Raw genomic sequence first — 19112 nt, forward strand, 5'->3', positions numbered from 1 at the left:
GACCGTGTTTTGAGACTTACGGACTTTGTAAGCCTCAAAACCGAGTCTAAAGACCGGTTCCCAGGCTTTAGACGGGTCCCACAGGGTGAAGCGCACCTAGACTGCCGGGGTCAAAACCACAAGGCGGATTCGACCTAACGAGAAGAAGCGAATACTAACATTCACGGAGACCAGAAAGTTACCAGTAAGTGATAATCTGGGCGAAGGACAGTGTTAGTGCAGTGGTGGGTGGTCATGGTTGGAGTCGGAGGAGGACAGGCACGTAACCAGCTGTGTCGGTGGTGTTAGACCGAGTGTTTTTGCTCGGCCTTACACCACGGGACGAACTTTGAGACGCGGGTCTTTCGCGGCTTAAAGTCGAGCCGAAAGCCCGTACTTTGGCTGAAGGCGGTCCCCATAGCAGGTTACGTGCCTGTCAGCCGCAGACGGAAACCATGACCACCCACCACGACTGCACACTGGAAGAGCGAAGGGAGTAGGAGAGAATGTACTTAATTGATACCAACCGCAACGGCCAAGTCGTGACCGATGCCATCGTCAACCAATCCATCGACAACTACTTAGTCAACGATTTAAAATTACCCGGCCACGGCCTGATGATGTACGTCAACCAACCGGCCGTCATCGTCGGCATCAACCAAACCGTGGGTGCTGAGGTGGATTTCCATTACCTTGAACAGAATCACGTGCAACTGGTGCGGCGAACGTCTGGTGGCGGGGCCGTTTACCATGACGAACGCAACTTGATTTTTGAGCACATCATCAATGGCGATCCCCAAGATGGGTCGAAATTCGGCGACTACACGGTCTTTGCCGAACCCGTTTTGCGGGCACTGAAGGCAATGGGCGTGGCCGACCTGGGCATCAGCAACAAGAGTGCCTTGACGGTCGCCGGCAAGAAATTTTCCGGAATGACCATGTTTAAAAATGGAGACGGCTATGCGGCTGGTGGGACCATCATGTACGACCTGAACGTCGATGCCGCGCACGCCTCACTGTTGCCTGCCAGCGACCGGCCGCACCGTGGCGTGGACTCCAACCGGGTCGCCATTACCAATCTCCGCCAATACCTGGCGCCCGAATACCGCGACCTGGATATCCAAGCGTTTAAGAACGCCTTGCTCTGCCACATTTTTGCGGTCGACCAGTTAGACCAAATTGAAACGTATCACCTGAGTGACCAGGACTGGGCCATTATTGACCAACGGCTCGCGGAAAAGTACGATACCGATGCCTGGAACTATGGCGCCAACCCGGGCTTTCGCGGCTATCAAAAGCTAACGGTGGCGCAGGGTACCCTACACGTGAACTTTACTCAACACGCCGGTAAATTGCGGAACGCCATGCTGTTCGGCGCCATTGGGACGCCGGCGGAACTACATGCCATTTCAGAACAGCTCACGGGGATTGCAGCGACCGCGGACGCTATTCAAGCCGTGTTAACGCAACCGACCGTGACGGCAGTGTTGGGAACGGATGCCGTCGCACCGCTCATCCAACTGCTCAGTGAGGGGGCTGCCAAATGAAAGCCAAGTACGACGTGAACCAGTACGTCGGGGTGCCGGTGCAAGCGAACGCGTCCGGGACTTACGAAATCAAACGGGAGCCGGATGGTGATTTCAAACTCCATTCCTGGCGCACGGGTCGTCACAGCAAGGGCAAGTACAAGGGGGTTGGCCAGATTTTTCTGACCGAAAATCACCTCAAGGTCGCTGTCGTGGCGGCATATCCGGTGAACTACAAGGAACGCCACGACTATACGCCCATGCAACGGTTGACCAGTGAATTTGTGAGTGATGAATTGGTACAACTGGCGAATGAAAAGCTGTAAGCAAAGTAAAAGACCTGAACCGGTGGCTGCCGATTCAGATCTTTTTTAGTTCAGCACCTATTTCACAAAATAAGCGCCCTTAAAATTCGATTGCGTGCCCACGGTGTTGTACTGCACCCCGTTGAGCTTGGGATTGACCAAATACGTACTGGCGGGTTGGAAGAGTGGGGTAATGCCTTGATCTTTCATCAAGACGCCCTCGGCCTGCAACAGGGTATTCCAGCGCGTACTGTTAAATGACGGCGCATTGCTGGCCTGTTCCACCAGTCGATCGTAGGTGGGACTGGACCATTTGCCGGTATTGCTCATGCTGGAACTGGTGAAGAGGGCCAGCATGGAAAGCGGATCGGCGTACTGCGCGTGTTGCGTTGTCAGCGATAGATCGGCGTTGACCGGACCCGGAATCTCATCGACGGACCATTGCCGGGGTTTCAAGCGAATAGTCAGGCCGGGGAGGGTTGCGGTCAGCTGTTGCTTCAGCGTATGCGCAATTTTATAACTGTAGGGTGCGTCCAAGTAGCTCAACGATAGCGTGATGTGCTTTAGCTTGGCCTGCTTTAACGCCCGGTGCCACAGCCTTTTTGCCAACTTGGTGTTGTAGGTCAGCGTCTGTTGTTGGGGTTGTGACGCCGCAAAGTCTGCGGTGCCCTTCTGCCCGCGGCTGAGACCAGCTGGCACGATTCCCTGCGCCGGCAGGGAGGTGTTGCCATAGGATGTTTGGCCGAGCTTTTTCCGATTGATTGCGTGGGAAATCGCCAAGCGTGTGTCACGTTGCGCCAACAACCGATTAATCTGCTTGTTCGTGCCCGTTTGCCGGTAGTTCAGCAGGACCATTTTGGAGTACGGCCGCGCGGTGTAGGCGGCTTGCTTTTCAAAATATTTGATATTGCCCTTGCCTAACAGCCGGACCTCATCCAGCGTGCCCTTGCGATAGTCGCGCCACATCTGGGCGTCACTATGGTAAACGTCGACGTTGATCCGCTGCAGGTACACGTGCTTGCGATCCCAGTAGTGGGGGTTCGGAATCATGTGCCAGTGGTGCTTGGTGTTGCCCTTGGCCGCAACCATGAAGGGCCCCGCGTAGACCTGGTACTGCGGTTTCGTTGCGTAAAGCTTACCAAATTTAGCCGCAATCCGTTCGTTCTGCGGGCCAAAGAGGGGGAACGTCAGTCGCTGCGGCAGTTCCGCCATTGGGTGATCAAGGTGGACCACGAGTTTAAATTTGCTGGGCGCACTGACCCCCAAACTGGTGGCGGGTAACTTGCCTTTTAAAATTTGACGAGCGTTTTTAATGCCAATAAACAGGTCGGCGTTCGGTGCCTTGGCCTGGGGCGAGAGCGCACGTTGCCAAGCAAAAACGAAATTCTGTGCCGTAATCACGTCGCCGTTACTCCAGTAGGAATCCTTCCAAAGGGTAAAGGTATAGGTGGTTTTGGCGGCGTTGACTTTCACTTTTTTAGCCAGCGCCAACTCGGTTTGCCCGGTGCCGGTAGTTGAGTAGAGACCTTCAATGGTATTGTTCAGTCGTCCAAATTGGGGCAGTTTGTCGGTATCCAGGGTCGTCAAAGGTTGCCCGGTGGCCAGCGTCAGCACCTGTTTCTTGGTCATGACGCCCTGGCTGTCGCTGGGCGATTCGGTCTCCTGGGACATGCTGCAACCGGCCAAGCCGACGCAGAGAATTAATAGAGGAATAAGTCGCCAATGTTTCAAGTTAACCACTCCGTTATGTAATGTCGTTAATCTGTAAAAATACTGGGGGGATGGCTAAGTGGTGGTTTCACACCTAACCAAGCGCTGCGCAGAGAATAGGATAGTTAGTAAACAAACACAGCTATCTCCCTGATGATAGGGGAGTGGCGGGGCTCCGTCAAGCGCTACGTGGTGATGTGGCCAAATAAGTTGGTGGTTTAGGGATGGGTTCAGCGAATTGCCAGAAATTAAGGGCAAGGCGCACCGGGGTCTAGTGGTTAAATGCATTGGCAAATATTGACAAGGCACCCCAACAAGACGGGCAAAAGCAGGCGTGGTAGAATAGAAAAAACGTCAAAACTAGTATGACAAAAGTGAAGACAAGAAAAAACGAAAAGGAGAATTCGGGGACAGGGCTTTGGAACCGGAGACTGACGAATACGCACCACTGTGTCGGTGGTGTTAGCTGGGAACCAGCTTACAGCACGGGCCGACCTTGAAGACTCGCGAACTAGGCGAGGCTCCAAGGCGAACCCGAAGACCGCCCTTTGGCTTCGGGTGGGCCCCACAGTAGAGCGTGTTCGTCAGCCGCAGGTGGAAAAGCACTGCCCCGAATTCTTAAGGAGGTAGGGCATGGAAGAATGGTCCGCAGCCACCATCCGCGATTTTCGCCGGACGTTGTTGGCTTGGTATGATCAAGAAGGACGGGATTTACCCTGGCGCAGGGACCACGACCCCTATCACGTCTGGGTCAGTGAAATTATGCTCCAACAGACACAGGTCAACACAGTAATTCCGTATTACGAAAATTTTATGCAGGTCTTTCCGACGGTGACGGCCTTAGCAAACGCTGAGCAGGCAACGTTGTTGAAGGCCTGGCAGGGACTCGGCTACTATTCGCGGGCGCGGAACCTGCAGCGAGCGGCACAACAGTTGGTGACGGATTATCAAGGCAAGTGGCCGCAGACGGCAGCTGAACTCACTGACTTAGTGGGCATTGGCCCCTATACGGCGGGGGCCATCGCTAGTATTGCTTTTGGTGAGGCGGTACCGGCAGTCGACGGCAATGCATTCCGCGTTTTCTCGCGGTTGCTGCTGATTGAAGACGACATTGCAAAGCCCCAGACGCGGCAGATATTTGAAAAAATCATTCAGCCCATCGTGGATCCGCAGCGGCCGGGAGCATTTAACCAGGCAATCATGGACCTGGGCTCCAGCTACATGTCGGCCAAGAATTCCGACCCGGCCCACTCGCCGGTTAAGGCGTTCGATGCGTCGTTTCGGGCGAATAAAGTGGATGATTTTCCCGTGAAGACTAAGGCGCCGCGGCCAAAATTGATGCCGTACTACGGGCTGATCGTGCATTCGTCAGCGGGCTATTTGATGGTTCAACGGGATGCTAACCAGATGTTGACGGGCTATTGGACGTTTCCACTGCTGATTCAAGCGGACCTCAGGGAAAAGGAAGCGGCCACCGAACCGTCACTGGCCACGGATATAGTGGCTATCGAGCAGCAATTTGCCACGGATTATCAACTGCCAATTCACCTGCAAGAAGTGAGCGGCCAACCCGTCAGCCACACCTACACCCATCAACGGTGGCAGGTGAAATTGTTGCTGGCCGAGCTGGAGACCGTGCTGTCGCTAGAATTTTATCCCGGTAAATGGGTGCCGGCAGCTGAAATCACCGCTTTGCCGTTGCCCAAGGTGCAGGAAAAAATCATGACCAGATTTCAAAATCAGGGTCATCCGCGGGTATTTCCCAAGAATTAGTTTCGGTTTGCCGTCAATTGCAGTATCATCAGAGTAACTAATCTTGACGAGGACAATTAGCGAAGAAGGAGTGAGTGGTCTTGCAAACGATTTTTGACGTGTTGAAGCATATTTCGGTGAATCACCAGGAAGTGGAGAGCAACCAGGTTGTGGTCACTGACAAAGTTGGCAAGCCGAACGGGTTACTGACGGATTTGTTACATGACTTGATCAATAATGCGTTGTTGTTTGTCACGCTGGCAGATATGGATACAGCGGACGAACTGATCGAGAAGCTGCGGACCCATACGCCGTTGCCGGTGGATGTCTTGAGCGAGTACGGCAAGATTTTGTCGGAAAACTGTTATGGCTTAAATTTTGCGCCCCAAAAGGGTCAGATTGAGATCATCGTTCACCGTTAGGAGTGGTTGCCGATGGCTGAAATGCCTTTGATTGAAACGATGCCTGGCGCCAACACGGCGGCGCCCTTGCTCCTCTTACAGGGGACTGGTGGCACGAACCTGGAGATGCTGAACTTTGGGCGCCGATTGTCCCCGCAGAGCCCGCTGATTACCATTGGCGGGCGGCAGGGCGTGGGCGCGCAACGCCAGTACTATTCGCAAACGGCGGCGGGACCGGTCAGCCCGGCACAAATCGCTGAAGAAGCGGGTTGGCTGGGAGCGCAGGTGCAACAGGTCTGTCAGGAGCACCGCTGGGACGTGCAACGGCTGGTGGTGGTCGGTTACTCAAATGGCGCGGCCATGGCGGCGTATGGCGTCCAGACGGGGCAAATTCCGGGGCAAGCGGCGCTCCTCTTCCACCCATTGTTATTACCAGTGGCAAATCCTGTGGAACGACCGGGCTATCAAGTTTGGCTGTCAGCGGGGCAACATGATCCGCTGGTGACGGTAGCGACCGTAAAAAAAGTTTTAGCAAATTTTGATGCGATTGGGACGCAAACGACGTTAGAAATAACGGCCGGAACTCACCAGCTGACGCCGCAAGAGGTGCTTGCGGCCCAAACCTGGTTAACAGTGAACGCTTTATAGGGGTCGCTAAAAAGATTCGCGATTTCGGCACTTTGCATTTGCTATTCTCCGGAATTCCTGGTATCCTATGGATAATGTATTTATGGTTCGGAAGTAAAGGCTCGACGTTCTTATAGGAATGGCTCCTTTTTACCCCAGCTTTCAAATGCAAATATTATTGCGCTATGCGCATGGAGGTTTCATTCTTATGGAACAAGGTACTGTTAAATGGTTCAACGCTGATAAAGGTTACGGCTTCATCACTTTGGAAAACGGCTCAGACGTTTTCGTTCACTTCTCCGCTATCAACAGCGAAGGCTTCAAGACTCTTGAAGAAGGCCAACACGTATCCCTTGATGTAGAACAAGGCGACCGTGGCCCACAAGCTGCTAACGTTACGGTAGTTGACTAATTTACATTAGCCTAAATCGTGCTTAGTAAAAAACCACTGACTTCGGTTAGTGGTTTTTTTGCGCGCAAATTTAAACCTTAAGGTAGACTTATCACCTGACAAACGAAATACTTGTAAAGTTGGTCAAGTGAGTTTACCATGAGGATAAATATATTAGGCGGTGATTTGTGTGAGTGAAGAAAAAGTTTTCAATCAAGCAGAATTGGCTAAGTTTGACGGTCAAAATGGTCAACCAGCCTACGTGGCGGTTGCCGGTGTCGTGTACGATGTGTCTGGCGTTGAAGCCTGGGCCGGTGGCAAGCACCACGGCAACCTGGCCGGCCAAGAACTGACCAGTGTGATCGATGGTAAGTCACCTCATGGCCGGAAAGTTTTGAAGAACTTACCCGTTGTTGGGAAGTTTGCAGATTAAGTGATCGTATGCAAAAAGGCAACCGGAAAAATTTTCCGATTGCCTTTTTATCATCCAAATAAATTTCCGATGTCGCAAGAGAGATTCGAACCCTCGACCTACGGTTTAGAAGACCGTTGCTCTATCCAGCTGAGCTATTGCGACAAAATCCCAATAACTTCTTAATTATAGAGAAGCAACTCGGCCGTGTCAATCACTGTTCTGCGCGGTGAGTTGACAGAACCCCACCGTTCCAGTAAAGTTAGGCTAAATCACAGAAGGAGGGTTTTCCCTTGGGTGTCATTCATATCGCTGCCGAGGTCGTTGTTTTTTTTGCTGCTATTTTATTGATTTATTATTTCTTTCAGATTACGCAAGCCCTCGGCGACCGCAAGAAAAATATTCGCTACGTAATTATCTCTGCCGTCGTTCTTTTCATTGCCTATCCTGTTTCCAACCTATCCGGGAAAAAGACGGTCAATCCGTCGACCCAAATTTCTGATCAAGTGCGGAAGGTTCAGAAGAAACATCAGGAAAAGAAAGAGTCAGCAAAGAAGGAATCTGCTAAGAAAGCATCTGAGAAAAAAGCGTCTAGCACCTCAACCAGTAAGTCAGAAAGTAAGTAATCTACTAAAATTATCAAGAATTTCTAATTTCTAGCGTGGATGGCTTGCAATATTCCTGTAACATTAGGATAATATATTTGTAACCTAATGTTGACGGGGGGAATTGCTATGCATGCAGTAGCCATAATTATCATGATTATTTTAATCGCCGGAGTGAGCCAGCTCTACCTGAATAACCGGAGTGCGTTTCGGAAGAAGAGCAAGCATCTGGCAACTCACGACAAGTTCCATGACGATTCAAATCGTCGACTAAGTTAATCTGTGGTAACGCCTAGTACTGCGGCTGGGCGTTTTTCTTTTGGATTGAACACAAAAGTAGCGGTAACGTTGTCTAAATCAGCCGGCTTACCGTTCGCCAAATTTAGGCTGGAACGCTGTGGGCAGGACGCCGGCAGCCTGAGAAGCGGTCTGCCAGCTCGCTTTGAACCGCACGAACCGCGTTTCAAAGTCGCCATTTTCCAAGTAGCCCACATGGAAAATCCCACGGCTGAGCCTAAATTTGGCTCACTCACGCCTACATAGACGCGGCCAATTAATGTAGATGAACGTTGCCAGTATTGTGACAATCAAAGCGGTGGGAGAATTAGAGTTCATACTTGGCTGACACGCCGAATTTTTTGTCTTCTATGCGGAAACGTGTGTCTTTTCTATTTGTCTTTTTTCATAAGGTCAATAATTTCTTGATTTTGTTGCATGATAATCCAATTCTGCTCGACCAGCGCGCTTAGGTAGCTTACTTTGACTTGGTCAGCGGCGTTTGTCATTGAAAGGGTCATGCCAGCTTTAATTAGGCCGTTTCCAGCCAGGTCTGCGGAAATGTGTTTTGCGGCGTCTAAAGCATCGGGAGACAGTTTTGACAGATGTTTAGAAGCCAAGTAGCCTAATGCCTTACTATCGGATTTGGATAATTCATTACCACCATCCAATTCTTTGACAAGTGCATTGAGCCGTGCCTCGACATCATTCAACGTATAATCCTTTGGCCGGTCAGTGAGTGTGAATCCAGCGGTCTTCCAGTGATTGCTACAGATAGCTTCGCCGGATTTGAGTTTACGCTTGGTATCCATCATCGGAATCTTTTCGCCATCAATACCACAAATTGCCATAATTGTTACCTCCCTTTATGACCAGCATATCAGACTTACATAGCTTTAACAGTATTGTCGACTGGTAACCTATAAAAAATGGATGGGCAGTTTGAATATGCCCATCCATTTTTGAATACTATTTTAAATTAAAGTTAGTACATCTGAATATCGCCACCATCAACCATCAAGGTTTGGCCGGTCATGTAGGCGCTGGCACTGCTGGCCAGGAAGAGGGCGACGGAACCGATGTCTTGTTCGGGGTCGCCCAGGCGGTGAAGGGGAATGCTGTTGACCAGGTTGTCATACTGTTCAGGTGCGGCCTGGTGCCACTGTTTCACGCCTTCCGTTTCAGCAATTGGAGAAATGATGTTCAAGCGAATCCCGTCGGCTGCCCATTCGTGAGCAACAACCCGAGTTAGTCCCCGGATGGCTTCTTTGGCAGCGGCGTAGGCGGCTTGTGTCTGTTGGCCACGAATTCCCGCTCCAGAGCCAAAATTGATCACACAACCCTTCGTGGCCTTCAGTGGTTCGTGGGCCAGTTCCATCAGATGCCGCGTGGGGGTAAAACTGGTGTTGAACGACAGGGCAAAGTCATCGTCGGTCAACTGGTCAAATGGCTTCTGCCGGGAAGCATGCGCGTTGTTGATCAAGACATCGAGTTTGCCAAACGTTGCGATGGCCGTGTCAATAATCTTTTTATCATTTTCGTAATCAGAAATATCAGCCTGCAGCACTTCAATTGTGCCGAATTGCGCAAGATTCTTAGCCGCTGCTTGTAAATGGTCTTCCTTGATGTCGACGATTAAGACTTGTGCGCCGGCCTTGACGAATGCCGTTGCCATTCCCAAGCCAATCCCGCCTGCACCGCCAGTAATGATGACGCTTTTTCCCTGAACATCCCACTGAATTGCCATAAGTCGTGTTCCTCCTTAAGTTATGTTGATTCCAATATCAGCGAGCAATTATACAGGATTTCTCAGCCTTTGTAAACGCTTTCATCAGCAAGTCGTCAAACAAACCGGGCGTTGGTTTCGGTCGATTGGCCATTTTGTGATACAGTGGTTCTAGAGAAAACAGAAAAGGAGCTGACGCCATGACGACGCTTGTTTTAGTCTCCCATCCGCACCTGGCAGATTCAACCAGTCAACAATTTTTGAAAGCGAGTTTGCCGGCTGATGAGACGATTATTTGGGAACACATTGAAGGACAGTCTACACTAGATGTGGCTAAGGAACAGGACCAACTCCGGCACGCTGACCGGATCATTTTACAATTTCCGTTGTACTGGTATGCCGCTCCGGCTGGCCTGAAGGCGTGGGAGGACACGGTCTTAACCCGGACGTTTGTCTACGGTGACCACCGCTATCCGTTGGCCGGCAAGGAACTCGGCATTGTCGTCACCACCGGCATGCCGGGCAAGGCCTTTCAACGGGGTGGGGCCGAACAGATCACACTGGACGCCGCCATGGCCCCCTTGGCAGCCCTGGCAGACCGGGCGAAAATGACCTGGTTACCCATTTTTGCGATCCATCAGTTTGATTACCTGGAGGAATCGGAGAAACTGCAGCTGGTGGTGGATTACCAACGTTATCTGACCCAGAAGCAGCCGGACAGTTTGAGCGAACGGCAGGACTGGTTTACCAAACGTTTACCCGCCATGATCCAGCAGTTACCGCCAGAACAACAGGCGACGGGCCGGCTGATTGAGGCCGAGTTCGCGCAACAAAAAGATGATATCGACGCGTTGGTTGACACCTTGTCGTTGATTAAGGAGCAAGAAGATGACTGAGCAAACGCAATGGCTGCAGACGCAGATTGAGAAATTGGCGGAGGAACAGGGGAAGTTCACTGACCGGGCATTTTGGCTGGCGCTGGAGGCGTTGGTGGGTGAGCAGGCGCGACGGCATGACCAGCTGAGCGGCGAAGTCGACGGCCGCACCTGGCGCCCCGACCGGTGGTAGACGGTGTTTCTTGCTTCACCTGCGGTGGTTCAGGTACTTCAGGCTGTGGGGAACGCTTCAAGCCTGAGGAACGGTCTTGAAGCTTGTCTTTGAGACTTGAAAACCACAAGTCTCAAAGACATCCCGCGTTGTAGGCTGAGCAAGAACCTCAGCCAACGACGCCGACACAGCTTTCGCACCTGACCACCTCCGGTTACGCGGCAACAGCCGCACCACCAGTCGTTGTTGGTTTCTATACTGGAATGATTACTCTATCCTGCGGCTGGTTGGGTCGCAGCGCCTGTGGGGAACGCTTCAAGCCTGAGGAGCGGTCTTGAAGCTTGTCTTTGAGACTTGAAGGACACAAGTCTCAAAGACATCCGCGTTGTAGGCTGAGAAAGAACCTCAGCCAACGACGCCGACGCAGGTCTCGCGACCCACCAGCCTCCAGCTCCACTTACATGGATCAAACCAATACCACCTATCTGGTTCTTGTCTTTTGCCTTTTATCTATTGAAAATATTGTAATGATAGCCAAATGGCAATCTTGAAGCCATAGCCTTCGCACCTGACCACCTCCGGTTACGCGGCAACGGCCGCACCGCCAGTCGTTTTTGGATTTTAAAGTGTGTGTGGGCGACATCTTAGTTTACCTGACAATAGTGATAGTATTAGACAGTTAAACCAACTTATTTGGTGGCCTGCCCATGACAGTGATGGAAAAGACAGACTAGTTGCGTGGGTGGGGCTAAGCAAGTGTTAGCCGCAGGGCTGGTGAAAATGAGCCAAGCCGTGGGAATTGCCTTAGTGGCGGCACGCCGCTTAGGCAATTGGTATCTTTGAGACGCGTTCCTTAGCGGCTCAAAGTAAGTCCGGAGACCGCCCCTCAGGCTCTGGACGGCCGCCCACAGCGATCCGGTCTCATTTTCACCAGCCCGGAGGCGCTGACAACACGTAAAAAGAAAAATGCCCAGCCAACAAAATCGTCGGCTAGGCACAAAACAAGGTTAGTATTCGCGTTGCTGGGCGGCCCAATGATTGATTGGCCCGAACTTGTGGCCCACTTCGATCGGACTGCCAATCGCGGTGTTCACAAATTGCTTGGCAATCTCAATCGCAGTCTTCATCGGTGTGCCCTTGGCCAGTTCCGCCGTGATGCAGGCGGAGAGGGAATCACCGGTGCCGTTGACCCGGTCCGTTTGGTGATACGGTTCGCTGAGCCAGAAACTTTCGCCGGATTCTAGCAGAACGTAATCACGGACATTCTGTTGGTTGGTCTCGGCGTGACTGCCCTTAGCCACCACGTTTTTGGCGCCCATGGCCTGCATCTTCTTGGCTGCAGCGACCATGTCGTCATCACTGGTAATGGTCATTTCAGCAATCTTTTGGACTTCGTAAAAGTTGGGCGTCAAGACGGTTGCCAACGGAATTAATTTCGTCCGCAGGGTGTTAAAGGCGCTCTCCTCCAGCAGCTGGTTGCCGTGCTTGGTCATGATGACCGGATCGACCACCAGGGGACCGAAGTCGGCGGCTTGATAGTTCTTGACCACGTCTTCGATCAGCTCGGAGTCGGCCAGCATTCCAGTCTTAGCGGCCCGAATGTGGTAGTCGTCAGCCAGGTCGGCGAATTCTTGGTCGATAAAATTCGTGGGCATCGGCACGCTAGCATGGATGCCGTAAGAATTACCGGCCACACAGGCGGTAATGACGGACGCCCCGTAGACGTTGCGGGCGAAGAAGGTGTGCAGGTCGGCTTGCATGCCGGCGCTACCATCGCTGTCGGAACCAGCAATCGTTAAGGCTTGTGGAAATGAATTTAACATGATATCATCAGACCTCCATTTGCAAAATTGATTGAATTTAGCATAGCATAGAACACGGGGAAATTACCATCAAACGTTACGGATAGTTTGGTAACATGAAAAAAGGGGTTGGGGAACATGACAACAGGGGCGAAAGCAGTTTTAGAATGGAGTATTGGTGGCGCATTGGCCAGCTGGGTCGCGATTGCGGGGGCATTTGATCAGCTTTATTTGCTAATTCCCAATGAACCACTGACTTTAGCGCTCGGATTGACGTTAACTGTGATAAGCTTATATGGGTTGGTTCACTCGGCACGCCGGGGACCGCGCTGGGCGTTGGTACCCGCAACCGTGGCAATTATTGTCGTCATTGCGGGCATCGTCACAGACGGGTCGTTGCTAGCGCTGGGCTTAACCATTCCGGGCTTTTACTAATGACTAGGAGGCAGGTTAACGCGCATGTTAATTCAACAAGGGCACATTGAAAATGCAAAGCAGCCACAGGATATTCGCATCGAGGACGGTCAATTTACCGCCATCGCAGATCATTTAGAACCAAAAGATAACGAACAGGTGATTGATGCAAAAGGTAAATTGGTTTTGCCACCATTCGTTGATCCTCACGTCCATTTGGATAGTACCATGACGGCGGGTGACCCCGAATGGAACCAGTCCGGAACGCTCTTTGATGGGATTCGGATCTGGTCCGAACGGAAGAAAACGTTGAGCATCGAAGACGTGAAGACCCGTTCCCGGCAAGCACTGGAACGTCAAGCCGCAAACGGGATTCAGTTCGTTCGCTCCCACGTGGATGTGACCGACCCTAGTCTGACCGCGTTGAAGGCCCTGATTGAGGTTCGTGACGAGGTCAAGGACTTCATCGAGCTCCAATTGGTTGCCTTCCCGCAAGAGGGAATTTTATCCTTCCCCCACGGTAAGGAATTGATGGAACAATCCGCTAAGCTGGGCGTTGACGTGATCGGGGCCATTCCCCATTTCGAATTCACCCGGGAATACAGCGTCGAGTCCCTCCACTTTGCCGTGGAACTCGCGCAGAAGTACGGCAAATTGGTCGACGCCCACTGTGACGAGATCGACGACCCGGCATCCCGCGGGCTAGAAACTTTGGCGACATTGGCACTGGAAACTGGCTTGGGCGATCAAGTCACGGCCAGCCACACCACGGCCATGGGCTCGTACAACAACGCTTATGCTTATAAATTAATGCGTCTCTTACAAATGTCACACATCAACATGATTTCCAATCCCTTGATCAACACCCACTTGGGCGGGCGCTTTGACACCTACCCGAAGCGGCGTGGTTTGACCCGGGTGAAGGAATTGAACGAAGCCGGCGTCAACGTGGCGTTTGGTGAAGATGATATCAAGGATCCTTGGTACCCAATGGGCGACGGCAACATGCTGGATTCCCTCCACATGGGTATTCACGTCACGCAAATGATGGGTTACGACGACATCATGAACTCGTACCAATTTGTCACGACCCACGGGGCCAAGGCCATGCACGTCACCGACCATTACGGGATCGAAGTCGGCAAGCCAGCTAACCTGGTCATCATGAACAACGACAACTTCTACAACGCGCTGAACCAACGTTCCGAAGTGTTGTACTCCATTCATCACGGTAAGATTGTGGTGAAGACGGATCCGAAGCAGGTTCATTTGGACCTGTAAGGCAACATAAATAAATTAATGCAATGGGCCCTCAGCACTGCTTTTTTAGTGTTGAGGGCCTATTTTGTCTGGTCAGTGAATGGTAAAATTAGACTAAAACAGAGACGGGCGGGGTTCATATGAGAAAACGATTGGCAATGCTGATTGTTGGTCTAAGTGCTTTCTTGGGATTGCTTGCGGAGTCGCAGGTCAATTCACAGGCGGCAAGTACGCAGGGGAAGGTGGTCGTTTACTACCGTTATTACGACACAGATAAACGGCCCAAGCATCTTAGTGTCGAGTCAAAAGATACTTTGTATGGTGCAGTTGGCACTGCGTATCAAACGCAACCAGAGGACTTGCTGGATGGCGGCTTCGGCTGGGTGTTGCGCCGCCAGTCTGCTAACGTAACCGGAACCTTTTCGGAAAAGACGATTAAAGTCTATTATGATTATCAGACGCAGGATGGCGAAGATTATGACCATCATGGGGATGCTGTTGATACGGAGCTATGTTGGACGGCAGATCATCAATTTCTGATTATGGCGGAGAACTATCGTAATGAGGCCTATACCAGTATTGAAAGGCGTAATTTTTACAGGAAAGCCTATCAGGTGATTTTTATCACGGCCGCCAATCATCAGGCGAAACGCACTTATAATTTTGGGGGTAAATACGTGTGGCAAAAGGATCAAGAAAAATTTCAGGTGCAGCTGAGTGTTCAAGGGGACATCGTCTTGAAACAGTCCTGGAAGAATAAGCGCGGCAAATACCACACCGAAACGGTTAAAGTCTCACATACCGGGAAGTATCAGTCGTATAAGTACAAATGATTGCAAAGAAAAACCACCTAATTCGCTTAAGAATTAGGTGGTTTTTAAAGCTATTTCTTGACGTGTTTCGCCTTTTTGACAGTCGTCACGGTCGCCGGTTTGGCAGCCGCCACGGGCTTTTTCTTTTCGTGGTGTTGGGCCCGAAGTTGTTCCTTCAAGGCCTCAATCTCATCAGTGTGTTCGTTCTTCCATTCCTGGTAAGAACTTGTGGAGTCGGTATCGTTAGGCTTCAAGCCGGTGTTCAGCCAAAAGCAAGCTTCAGATAGACTCGGAAAATTGTGAATCCATAAGGTCTGGCCGTTGTCGGAATCGAACGCCACGTAGGAGCGGAAATGCTTCTTCAAAAATGTGTGGCGCCGAATCTTAAAGGCTTCTCGCTTACGGGTTAGCCGATAGTCTGGTAAGATGTACTGACCGGAGACTGCTAACTGCGGAAAACGCTCATCACGTTGTTCACGCTGGTCCTTCAGCATGGCTCGAGCTTGGTCGACGGTTATGATGGTCGCACGGATCGGATTCTTCATGAAAAACCCCCTCAAAATTGGTAATGCGTAGTAAAAATGGTCGTTCTCCGGTCATTATTTCACACTCTCTAGGTTAGCATAATCTAAAAGTTATGAAAACAATTTACGCTTTAAATCCGCCATATTTTCCGGATTATTAATTTTTTTGCAGAAATGACTTCCGTAGCGGGCCGGCAAATGGTGACGGGTCCATAAATTTGGTAATATCAGAATTGACAAGTGACTGAAAAAAGTATGGTAAACTAGCTAAGATTAGTTCGAAAGTGGGGATTCATTTGGCACAAAAATACTACGCGGTGCGCAAGGGCAAGAAGCCGGGCATCTACCGCACGTGGCCGGAAACACAAAAGCAAGTTAGCGGCTTTTCCGGCGCTGAATATAAGAGTTTTGCGACGGCTGCGGAGGCGGAGACCTTTATGCAAAGTGGGTCGGCTAAGGCCAGCAAGCGGCACGCGACTGCCAGCAAAGCAGCCACAGCTAAACGGCCCTCAGCGACCGTCTCAGCCACGATTACGGTCTATACCGATGGTGGTTCCAGAAATACGGGCAACGTCGCTGGCGGCCACGTGAGAGACGCTGACAAGGCGGCTTGGGCCTACCGCATCGAGTTGCCGGACACCATCGAGACGGGTTCCGCCGGTGAATTTGGTGCGACCAATAATCGGATGGAGATCATGGCCTTTCGCAACGCGCTGCAGAAACTAGTTGATCTGGGGCAAAACCACGAAAGCATTCTGTTTGTGCTGGATTCACAGTACGTGCTAAATGCCGTCAACAAGGGATGGCTCGCAGGCTGGAAACGACGCGGGTGGAAACGCAGTGCCGGTCCCTTAGTCAATGCGGAGCTCTGGCAGGACGTTGATCGCCTGTTGCCGCAATTTAACCAGCTAGACTATCAATGGACCAAGGGTCACGCGACCAATCAAGGCAACGTGTTCGTCGACCATTTGTTAAATGAAACCATGGACGGAATGAGTCGTGCAGGGAAGGGCGCAACCACGACCCACCGCACACAACCGGCCACGAAGGCAACGACAACTAAAGCAACGACGAAGACGCAACCAACAGCGCAGGCGCAACCAGCAACGAAAATTGCAAGAACCACGAAGACTGCAGTGACGGCCCAGCCAGCGGTAAAGTCCCAACCAGTGATCAAGCCTGCTACGAAGCGGCCAACAACGTCCGCTCAGAAACACCAGACGGCGGAACAATCCGTGGCGGACATCGCCGAAAGTCTTCGTCACCTACCGTTTGAAGATGATTAAGGGTATAATGAAACCTAGAAAGATTGTGCGGGTTATCTAATTGGGGGAACTAGGACCCGAGAATTCAGGGACTAGCCTGAACTCACAAAAAATTTAGTATTGAATGGGGTACCGACGATGCAAGCAAAATTAATTCCATACTTGGAGTTTGAGAATGCCAAAGACGCCATCGCGTATTATCAGAGCGTATTTGGCGCAACCAACGCCACCAGAGTTAGTCCAACGGTGGCCGAGGCGGAGCGATTCGGCTTAGATCCAGCGGTCGATTTGGATAAAATGACCATGCACGGCGGCTTTAAAATCATGGGCTTGGACATTCAATGTGCCGACGCGTTGATGGGGCAACCCACGTCGTCCACGTTGATTTCACTGATGTTGGCGGTCGATGAAGACGATAGTACCAGCGTTAAGGCGTTGGATGCGTTGTACCAGCGCTTGGTGAAGTCCGACGTTAAGGTGATCAGTCCGTTTGCCAAGCAGGCTTTGGGCGGTAAGATGGGGCAGATTGTGGATGCTTATGGGATCACTTGGATCCTCTGCGCGCAAGCCATGCCCGCCACACCAGCAGCCACCGAACCTGCAGAATAACCTTCGCGCTCGGGTAAACTGGTCGTTGTCCGCGCCTCCGGGATGGTGAAAACTGGGCCGGAACGCTGTGGGCGGACGGTTGTCAATGACGTTGGCGAGACTGCCCGTTCCCGGCGGCGGGTTCAAGGTGCCCTGCTGTGGGGCCGGTTCCAGCCTGAGGAGCGGGCTTCCACCTCGACTTGAAACCTCACTGAAACCCGTGAGTTTCCAAGGTCGTCCCATGGCCTAAGCTGAGGAAAACACTCAGTTAAAGCCATCGACACAGCTGGTCACCTTGACCCGCCTCTGGTCGCTCAGACTAGCGCCTCATTTTCTGCTGGCGGAGGAGTCGCGGGCCCAGTTTTCACCATCCCTGCGGCTGACACTGGTTTAGCCCGTTGCGCGGTTATTCTGTGTTGGTCGCTGGCTTGGTGTGACGAGTTGGTTTTTAATTGGATATGATTGTTAACGAAGGTCGCAGAGTGAATTATTCCTTTGCGGCCTTTTTCCTGTCCACCTGATTAACGTTGACCGCCAGCAAACTAGCGACCACCACCATAACCATCAGCTAAGCTCATCACCACCCTAAAGTTCGAGCACCCACAGAGAACGGACCCACAACACCCTGCCTCTATGGGCCAAACCAGTGTCAAAAGTAGCACACAACATGTGGAGCCGGAGGCTGGCAGGGACTGAGTCCTGTGTCGGTGGTCTTGGACCGAGTGGGGTGCTCGGCCCTAGAGCACGGGACGCCTTGTAGACGCCTGGTCTTGGCGGCTACAAGCGAGGGGCAAGACCGCCCTATGGCTTGCCCCGGTCCCCAGAGGACGGAAGTCCCTGCCAGCCGCAGGCGGAACGGTCCAGCTCTGCTTTTGACCTAACGTTCCGAACCGAACCCGACGCCCAAAGAGGCAGAGTGTTATCATGGGGGAAGAGGAGTGATTTGATACTATGGCAACTGAACGGCAAAAAATGACGGCGGGACAACCCTACGAACAATTTGACAAGGAACTGATCGACCGACGCGTCCTGGCGCGGAAGACCTTGCAGGCGGCGAACCAACTGCCCGACAACCAAGAACGCAACGCGGCGTACAAGCAACTGATCAGTGACACCGGGGATGATTTCTTCGTCGAGGCCAGCTTCACGTTTGACTACGGCTGGAACATCCACATCGGTGACCACTTTTACGGCAACTACGACATGACGTTCCTGGACACCTGTCCAATCACGATTGGACGGAACTGTTACTTCGGCCCGAACATCGGCCTCTACACCCCCGTGCACCCGTTGAACGCCATGGCCCGGACCCACGACGTTGAAATGGGGGCGCCGATTACCATTGGCGATAACGCCTGGTTGGGCGGCCGGGTCACGATTCTTCCCGGAGTCACGTTGGGCAACAATGTCGTCGTTGGGGCGGGGTCCGTGGTGACCAAGTCCTTTGGCGATGACGTGGTGATTGCGGGGAACCCGGCACGGATCATCAAGGAAATTGATAACGGTGAAACTGGGAATGCGCGGGCTTTGCAAGAATGGCCCGCTAAGCTGAAAAAGTAGTCTCGTTTTCAGGAAATCCTAAATTCTAATCAAATTCTTAGATTCCTAACGTGACGTGGCATGTAACCGGTTTATTTCCGGCAGAAAAAACTTATCATCCAGCAAGATTTTACTAATTAACTCGACCGCG

The 19112-nt window shown here is 51.9% G+C and carries 23 protein-coding genes and 1 tRNA gene; 18 read left to right on the plus strand and 6 right to left on the minus strand.

Features of this window, described 5'->3' with window-relative positions:
- Positions 1-485: 485 nt before the first annotated feature.
- Complete coding sequence (locus EKM99_RS03135; protein WP_125580860.1) at positions 486-1526, plus strand: lipoyl protein ligase domain-containing protein; 1041 nt, start codon at positions 486-488, stop codon at positions 1524-1526.
- The gene (locus EKM99_RS03140) at positions 1523-1831 is read left to right on the plus strand and encodes a DUF7671 family protein (protein WP_125580863.1); all 309 of its coding nucleotides are present in this window, start codon (positions 1523-1525) and stop codon (positions 1829-1831) included. Before EKM99_RS03135 ends, EKM99_RS03140 begins: the two co-directional genes overlap by 4 nt.
- A gap of 57 nt (positions 1832-1888) precedes the next feature.
- On the opposite strand, the gene EKM99_RS03145 is transcribed toward EKM99_RS03140, so the two are convergent.
- On the minus strand, positions 1889-3541 hold the full coding sequence (locus tag EKM99_RS03145; protein WP_225419763.1) for a peptide ABC transporter substrate-binding protein: 1653 nt from the start codon (positions 3539-3541) through the stop codon (positions 1889-1891).
- Between the two features lie 612 nt (positions 3542-4153).
- On the opposite strand from EKM99_RS03145, the gene mutY reads away from it, so the two are divergent.
- The 5 genes from mutY (at position 4154) to EKM99_RS03170 (ending at position 7124) form a co-directional block, all read left to right on the plus strand.
- Complete coding sequence (gene mutY / locus EKM99_RS03150) at positions 4154-5293, plus strand: A/G-specific adenine glycosylase (protein WP_125580865.1); 1140 nt, start codon at positions 4154-4156, stop codon at positions 5291-5293.
- 80 nt (positions 5294-5373) lie between these two features.
- Complete coding sequence (locus EKM99_RS03155) at positions 5374-5694, plus strand: hypothetical protein (RefSeq protein ID WP_125580867.1); 321 nt, start codon at positions 5374-5376, stop codon at positions 5692-5694.
- A 12-nt stretch (positions 5695-5706) separates the two neighbouring features.
- Complete coding sequence (locus EKM99_RS03160) at positions 5707-6321, plus strand: alpha/beta hydrolase (RefSeq protein ID WP_125580869.1); 615 nt, start codon at positions 5707-5709, stop codon at positions 6319-6321.
- Between the two features lie 187 nt (positions 6322-6508).
- On the plus strand, positions 6509-6712 hold the full coding sequence (locus EKM99_RS03165; protein ID WP_024746588.1) for a cold-shock protein: 204 nt from the start codon (positions 6509-6511) through the stop codon (positions 6710-6712).
- A 169-nt stretch (positions 6713-6881) separates the two neighbouring features.
- Positions 6882-7124 carry a cytochrome b5 domain-containing protein gene (locus EKM99_RS03170; RefSeq protein ID WP_125580871.1) on the plus strand — a complete coding sequence of 81 codons (243 nt, stop codon included), beginning with the start codon at positions 6882-6884 and terminating at the stop codon, positions 7122-7124.
- Positions 7125-7194: 70 nt separating this feature from the next.
- Here EKM99_RS03170 and EKM99_RS03175 read toward each other — a convergent pair.
- A tRNA-Arg gene (locus tag EKM99_RS03175) sits at positions 7195-7268 on the minus strand.
- A 128-nt stretch (positions 7269-7396) separates the two neighbouring features.
- On the opposite strand from EKM99_RS03175, the gene EKM99_RS03180 reads away from it, so the two are divergent.
- Positions 7397-7729 carry a hypothetical protein gene (locus EKM99_RS03180; RefSeq protein ID WP_125580874.1) on the plus strand — a complete coding sequence of 111 codons (333 nt, stop codon included), beginning with the start codon at positions 7397-7399 and terminating at the stop codon, positions 7727-7729.
- Positions 7730-7837: 108 nt separating this feature from the next.
- Positions 7838-7987 carry a hypothetical protein gene (locus EKM99_RS15735; RefSeq protein ID WP_164511499.1) on the plus strand — a complete coding sequence of 50 codons (150 nt, stop codon included), beginning with the start codon at positions 7838-7840 and terminating at the stop codon, positions 7985-7987.
- A gap of 389 nt (positions 7988-8376) precedes the next feature.
- On the opposite strand, the gene EKM99_RS03185 is transcribed toward EKM99_RS15735, so the two are convergent.
- The gene (locus tag EKM99_RS03185) at positions 8377-8835 is read right to left on the minus strand and encodes a hypothetical protein (protein ID WP_125580877.1); all 459 of its coding nucleotides are present in this window, start codon (positions 8833-8835) and stop codon (positions 8377-8379) included.
- 134 nt (positions 8836-8969) lie between these two features.
- On the minus strand, positions 8970-9731 hold the full coding sequence (locus tag EKM99_RS03190; RefSeq protein ID WP_125580879.1) for an SDR family NAD(P)-dependent oxidoreductase: 762 nt from the start codon (positions 9729-9731) through the stop codon (positions 8970-8972).
- A 179-nt stretch (positions 9732-9910) separates the two neighbouring features.
- Between EKM99_RS03190 and EKM99_RS03195 the strand changes: the two genes are divergently transcribed.
- Together EKM99_RS03195 and EKM99_RS03200 are read left to right on the plus strand one after the other, a co-directional pair.
- On the plus strand, positions 9911-10606 hold the full coding sequence (locus EKM99_RS03195; protein WP_125580881.1) for an NAD(P)H-dependent oxidoreductase: 696 nt from the start codon (positions 9911-9913) through the stop codon (positions 10604-10606).
- The gene (locus EKM99_RS03200; RefSeq protein ID WP_125580883.1) at positions 10599-10778 is read left to right on the plus strand and encodes a hypothetical protein; all 180 of its coding nucleotides are present in this window, start codon (positions 10599-10601) and stop codon (positions 10776-10778) included. Before EKM99_RS03195 ends, EKM99_RS03200 begins: the two co-directional genes overlap by 8 nt.
- Positions 10779-11764: 986 nt before the next feature.
- On the opposite strand, the gene thiD is transcribed toward EKM99_RS03200, so the two are convergent.
- Positions 11765-12580: a bifunctional hydroxymethylpyrimidine kinase/phosphomethylpyrimidine kinase gene (gene thiD, locus EKM99_RS03205; protein WP_125580885.1), complete on the minus strand. Its 816-nt coding sequence runs from the start codon at positions 12578-12580 to the stop codon at positions 11765-11767.
- A 117-nt stretch (positions 12581-12697) separates the two neighbouring features.
- Between thiD and EKM99_RS03210 the strand changes: the two genes are divergently transcribed.
- The 3 genes from EKM99_RS03210 (at position 12698) to EKM99_RS03220 (ending at position 15066) form a co-directional block, all read left to right on the plus strand.
- Positions 12698-12994, plus strand: a complete 297-nt coding sequence (locus EKM99_RS03210; protein ID WP_125580887.1) for a hypothetical protein — start codon at positions 12698-12700, stop codon at positions 12992-12994.
- A 24-nt stretch (positions 12995-13018) separates the two neighbouring features.
- Positions 13019-14254 carry a cytosine deaminase gene (codA, locus tag EKM99_RS03215; RefSeq protein ID WP_125580889.1) on the plus strand — a complete coding sequence of 412 codons (1236 nt, stop codon included), beginning with the start codon at positions 13019-13021 and terminating at the stop codon, positions 14252-14254.
- Between the two features lie 119 nt (positions 14255-14373).
- Positions 14374-15066 carry a MucBP domain-containing protein gene (locus EKM99_RS03220; RefSeq protein ID WP_125580891.1) on the plus strand — a complete coding sequence of 231 codons (693 nt, stop codon included), beginning with the start codon at positions 14374-14376 and terminating at the stop codon, positions 15064-15066.
- A 50-nt stretch (positions 15067-15116) separates the two neighbouring features.
- Here EKM99_RS03220 and EKM99_RS03225 read toward each other — a convergent pair whose 3' ends face one another.
- Positions 15117-15590: a hypothetical protein gene (locus EKM99_RS03225; RefSeq protein ID WP_125580893.1), complete on the minus strand. Its 474-nt coding sequence runs from the start codon at positions 15588-15590 to the stop codon at positions 15117-15119.
- Between the two features lie 275 nt (positions 15591-15865).
- Here EKM99_RS03225 and EKM99_RS03230 point away from each other — a divergent pair, with 275 nt between their 5' ends.
- From EKM99_RS03230 to EKM99_RS03240, 4 genes are all read left to right on the plus strand, one after another.
- Positions 15866-16855: a ribonuclease H family protein gene (locus tag EKM99_RS03230; RefSeq protein ID WP_125580895.1), complete on the plus strand. Its 990-nt coding sequence runs from the start codon at positions 15866-15868 to the stop codon at positions 16853-16855.
- A 117-nt stretch (positions 16856-16972) separates the two neighbouring features.
- On the plus strand, positions 16973-17443 hold the full coding sequence (locus EKM99_RS03235) for a VOC family protein (protein ID WP_125580897.1): 471 nt from the start codon (positions 16973-16975) through the stop codon (positions 17441-17443).
- A 42-nt stretch (positions 17444-17485) separates the two neighbouring features.
- On the plus strand, positions 17486-17626 hold the full coding sequence (locus EKM99_RS15740; RefSeq protein WP_164511500.1) for a hypothetical protein: 141 nt from the start codon (positions 17486-17488) through the stop codon (positions 17624-17626).
- 747 nt (positions 17627-18373) lie between these two features.
- Positions 18374-18982, plus strand: a complete 609-nt coding sequence (locus EKM99_RS03240; protein WP_125580899.1) for a sugar O-acetyltransferase — start codon at positions 18374-18376, stop codon at positions 18980-18982.
- The last annotated feature ends 130 nt before the right edge of the window (positions 18983-19112 follow it).

The organism is Levilactobacillus cerevisiae, from assembly GCF_003946245.1.
GTDB classification, from domain to species: Bacteria; Bacillota; Bacilli; order Lactobacillales; family Lactobacillaceae; genus Levilactobacillus; species Levilactobacillus cerevisiae.

What these genes read in the sequence shown, in the direction of transcription:
- EKM99_RS03135 (WP_125580860.1), top strand. Translation starts at nt 486, where the DNA reads ATGTACTTAATTGATACCAACCGCAACGGCCAAGTCGTGACCGATGCC.
- EKM99_RS03140 (WP_125580863.1), top strand. Translation starts at nt 1,523, where the DNA reads ATGAAAGCCAAGTACGACGTGAACCAGTACGTCGGGGTGCCGGTGCAA.
- mutY (WP_125580865.1), top strand. Translation starts at nt 4,154, where the DNA reads ATGGAAGAATGGTCCGCAGCCACCATCCGCGATTTTCGCCGGACGTTG.
- EKM99_RS03160 (WP_125580869.1), top strand. Translation starts at nt 5,707, where the DNA reads ATGGCTGAAATGCCTTTGATTGAAACGATGCCTGGCGCCAACACGGCG.
- EKM99_RS03165 (WP_024746588.1), top strand. Translation starts at nt 6,509, where the DNA reads ATGGAACAAGGTACTGTTAAATGGTTCAACGCTGATAAAGGTTACGGC.
- EKM99_RS15735 (WP_164511499.1), top strand. Translation starts at nt 7,838, where the DNA reads ATGCATGCAGTAGCCATAATTATCATGATTATTTTAATCGCCGGAGTG.
- EKM99_RS03185 (WP_125580877.1), bottom strand. Translation starts at nt 8,835, where the DNA reads ATGGCAATTTGTGGTATTGATGGCGAAAAGATTCCGATGATGGATACC.
- EKM99_RS03190 (WP_125580879.1), bottom strand. Translation starts at nt 9,731, where the DNA reads ATGGCAATTCAGTGGGATGTTCAGGGAAAAAGCGTCATCATTACTGGC.
- EKM99_RS03195 (WP_125580881.1), top strand. Translation starts at nt 9,911, where the DNA reads ATGACGACGCTTGTTTTAGTCTCCCATCCGCACCTGGCAGATTCAACC.
- EKM99_RS03200 (WP_125580883.1), top strand. Translation starts at nt 10,599, where the DNA reads ATGACTGAGCAAACGCAATGGCTGCAGACGCAGATTGAGAAATTGGCG.
- thiD (WP_125580885.1), bottom strand. Translation starts at nt 12,580, where the DNA reads ATGTTAAATTCATTTCCACAAGCCTTAACGATTGCTGGTTCCGACAGC.
- EKM99_RS03210 (WP_125580887.1), top strand. Translation starts at nt 12,698, where the DNA reads ATGACAACAGGGGCGAAAGCAGTTTTAGAATGGAGTATTGGTGGCGCA.
- codA (WP_125580889.1), top strand. Translation starts at nt 13,019, where the DNA reads ATGTTAATTCAACAAGGGCACATTGAAAATGCAAAGCAGCCACAGGAT.
- EKM99_RS03220 (WP_125580891.1), top strand. Translation starts at nt 14,374, where the DNA reads ATGAGAAAACGATTGGCAATGCTGATTGTTGGTCTAAGTGCTTTCTTG.
- EKM99_RS03225 (WP_125580893.1), bottom strand. Translation starts at nt 15,590, where the DNA reads ATGAAGAATCCGATCCGTGCGACCATCATAACCGTCGACCAAGCTCGA.
- EKM99_RS03235 (WP_125580897.1), top strand. Translation starts at nt 16,973, where the DNA reads ATGCAAGCAAAATTAATTCCATACTTGGAGTTTGAGAATGCCAAAGAC.
- EKM99_RS15740 (WP_164511500.1), top strand. Translation starts at nt 17,486, where the DNA reads ATGGTGAAAACTGGGCCGGAACGCTGTGGGCGGACGGTTGTCAATGAC.
- EKM99_RS03240 (WP_125580899.1), top strand. Translation starts at nt 18,374, where the DNA reads ATGGCAACTGAACGGCAAAAAATGACGGCGGGACAACCCTACGAACAA.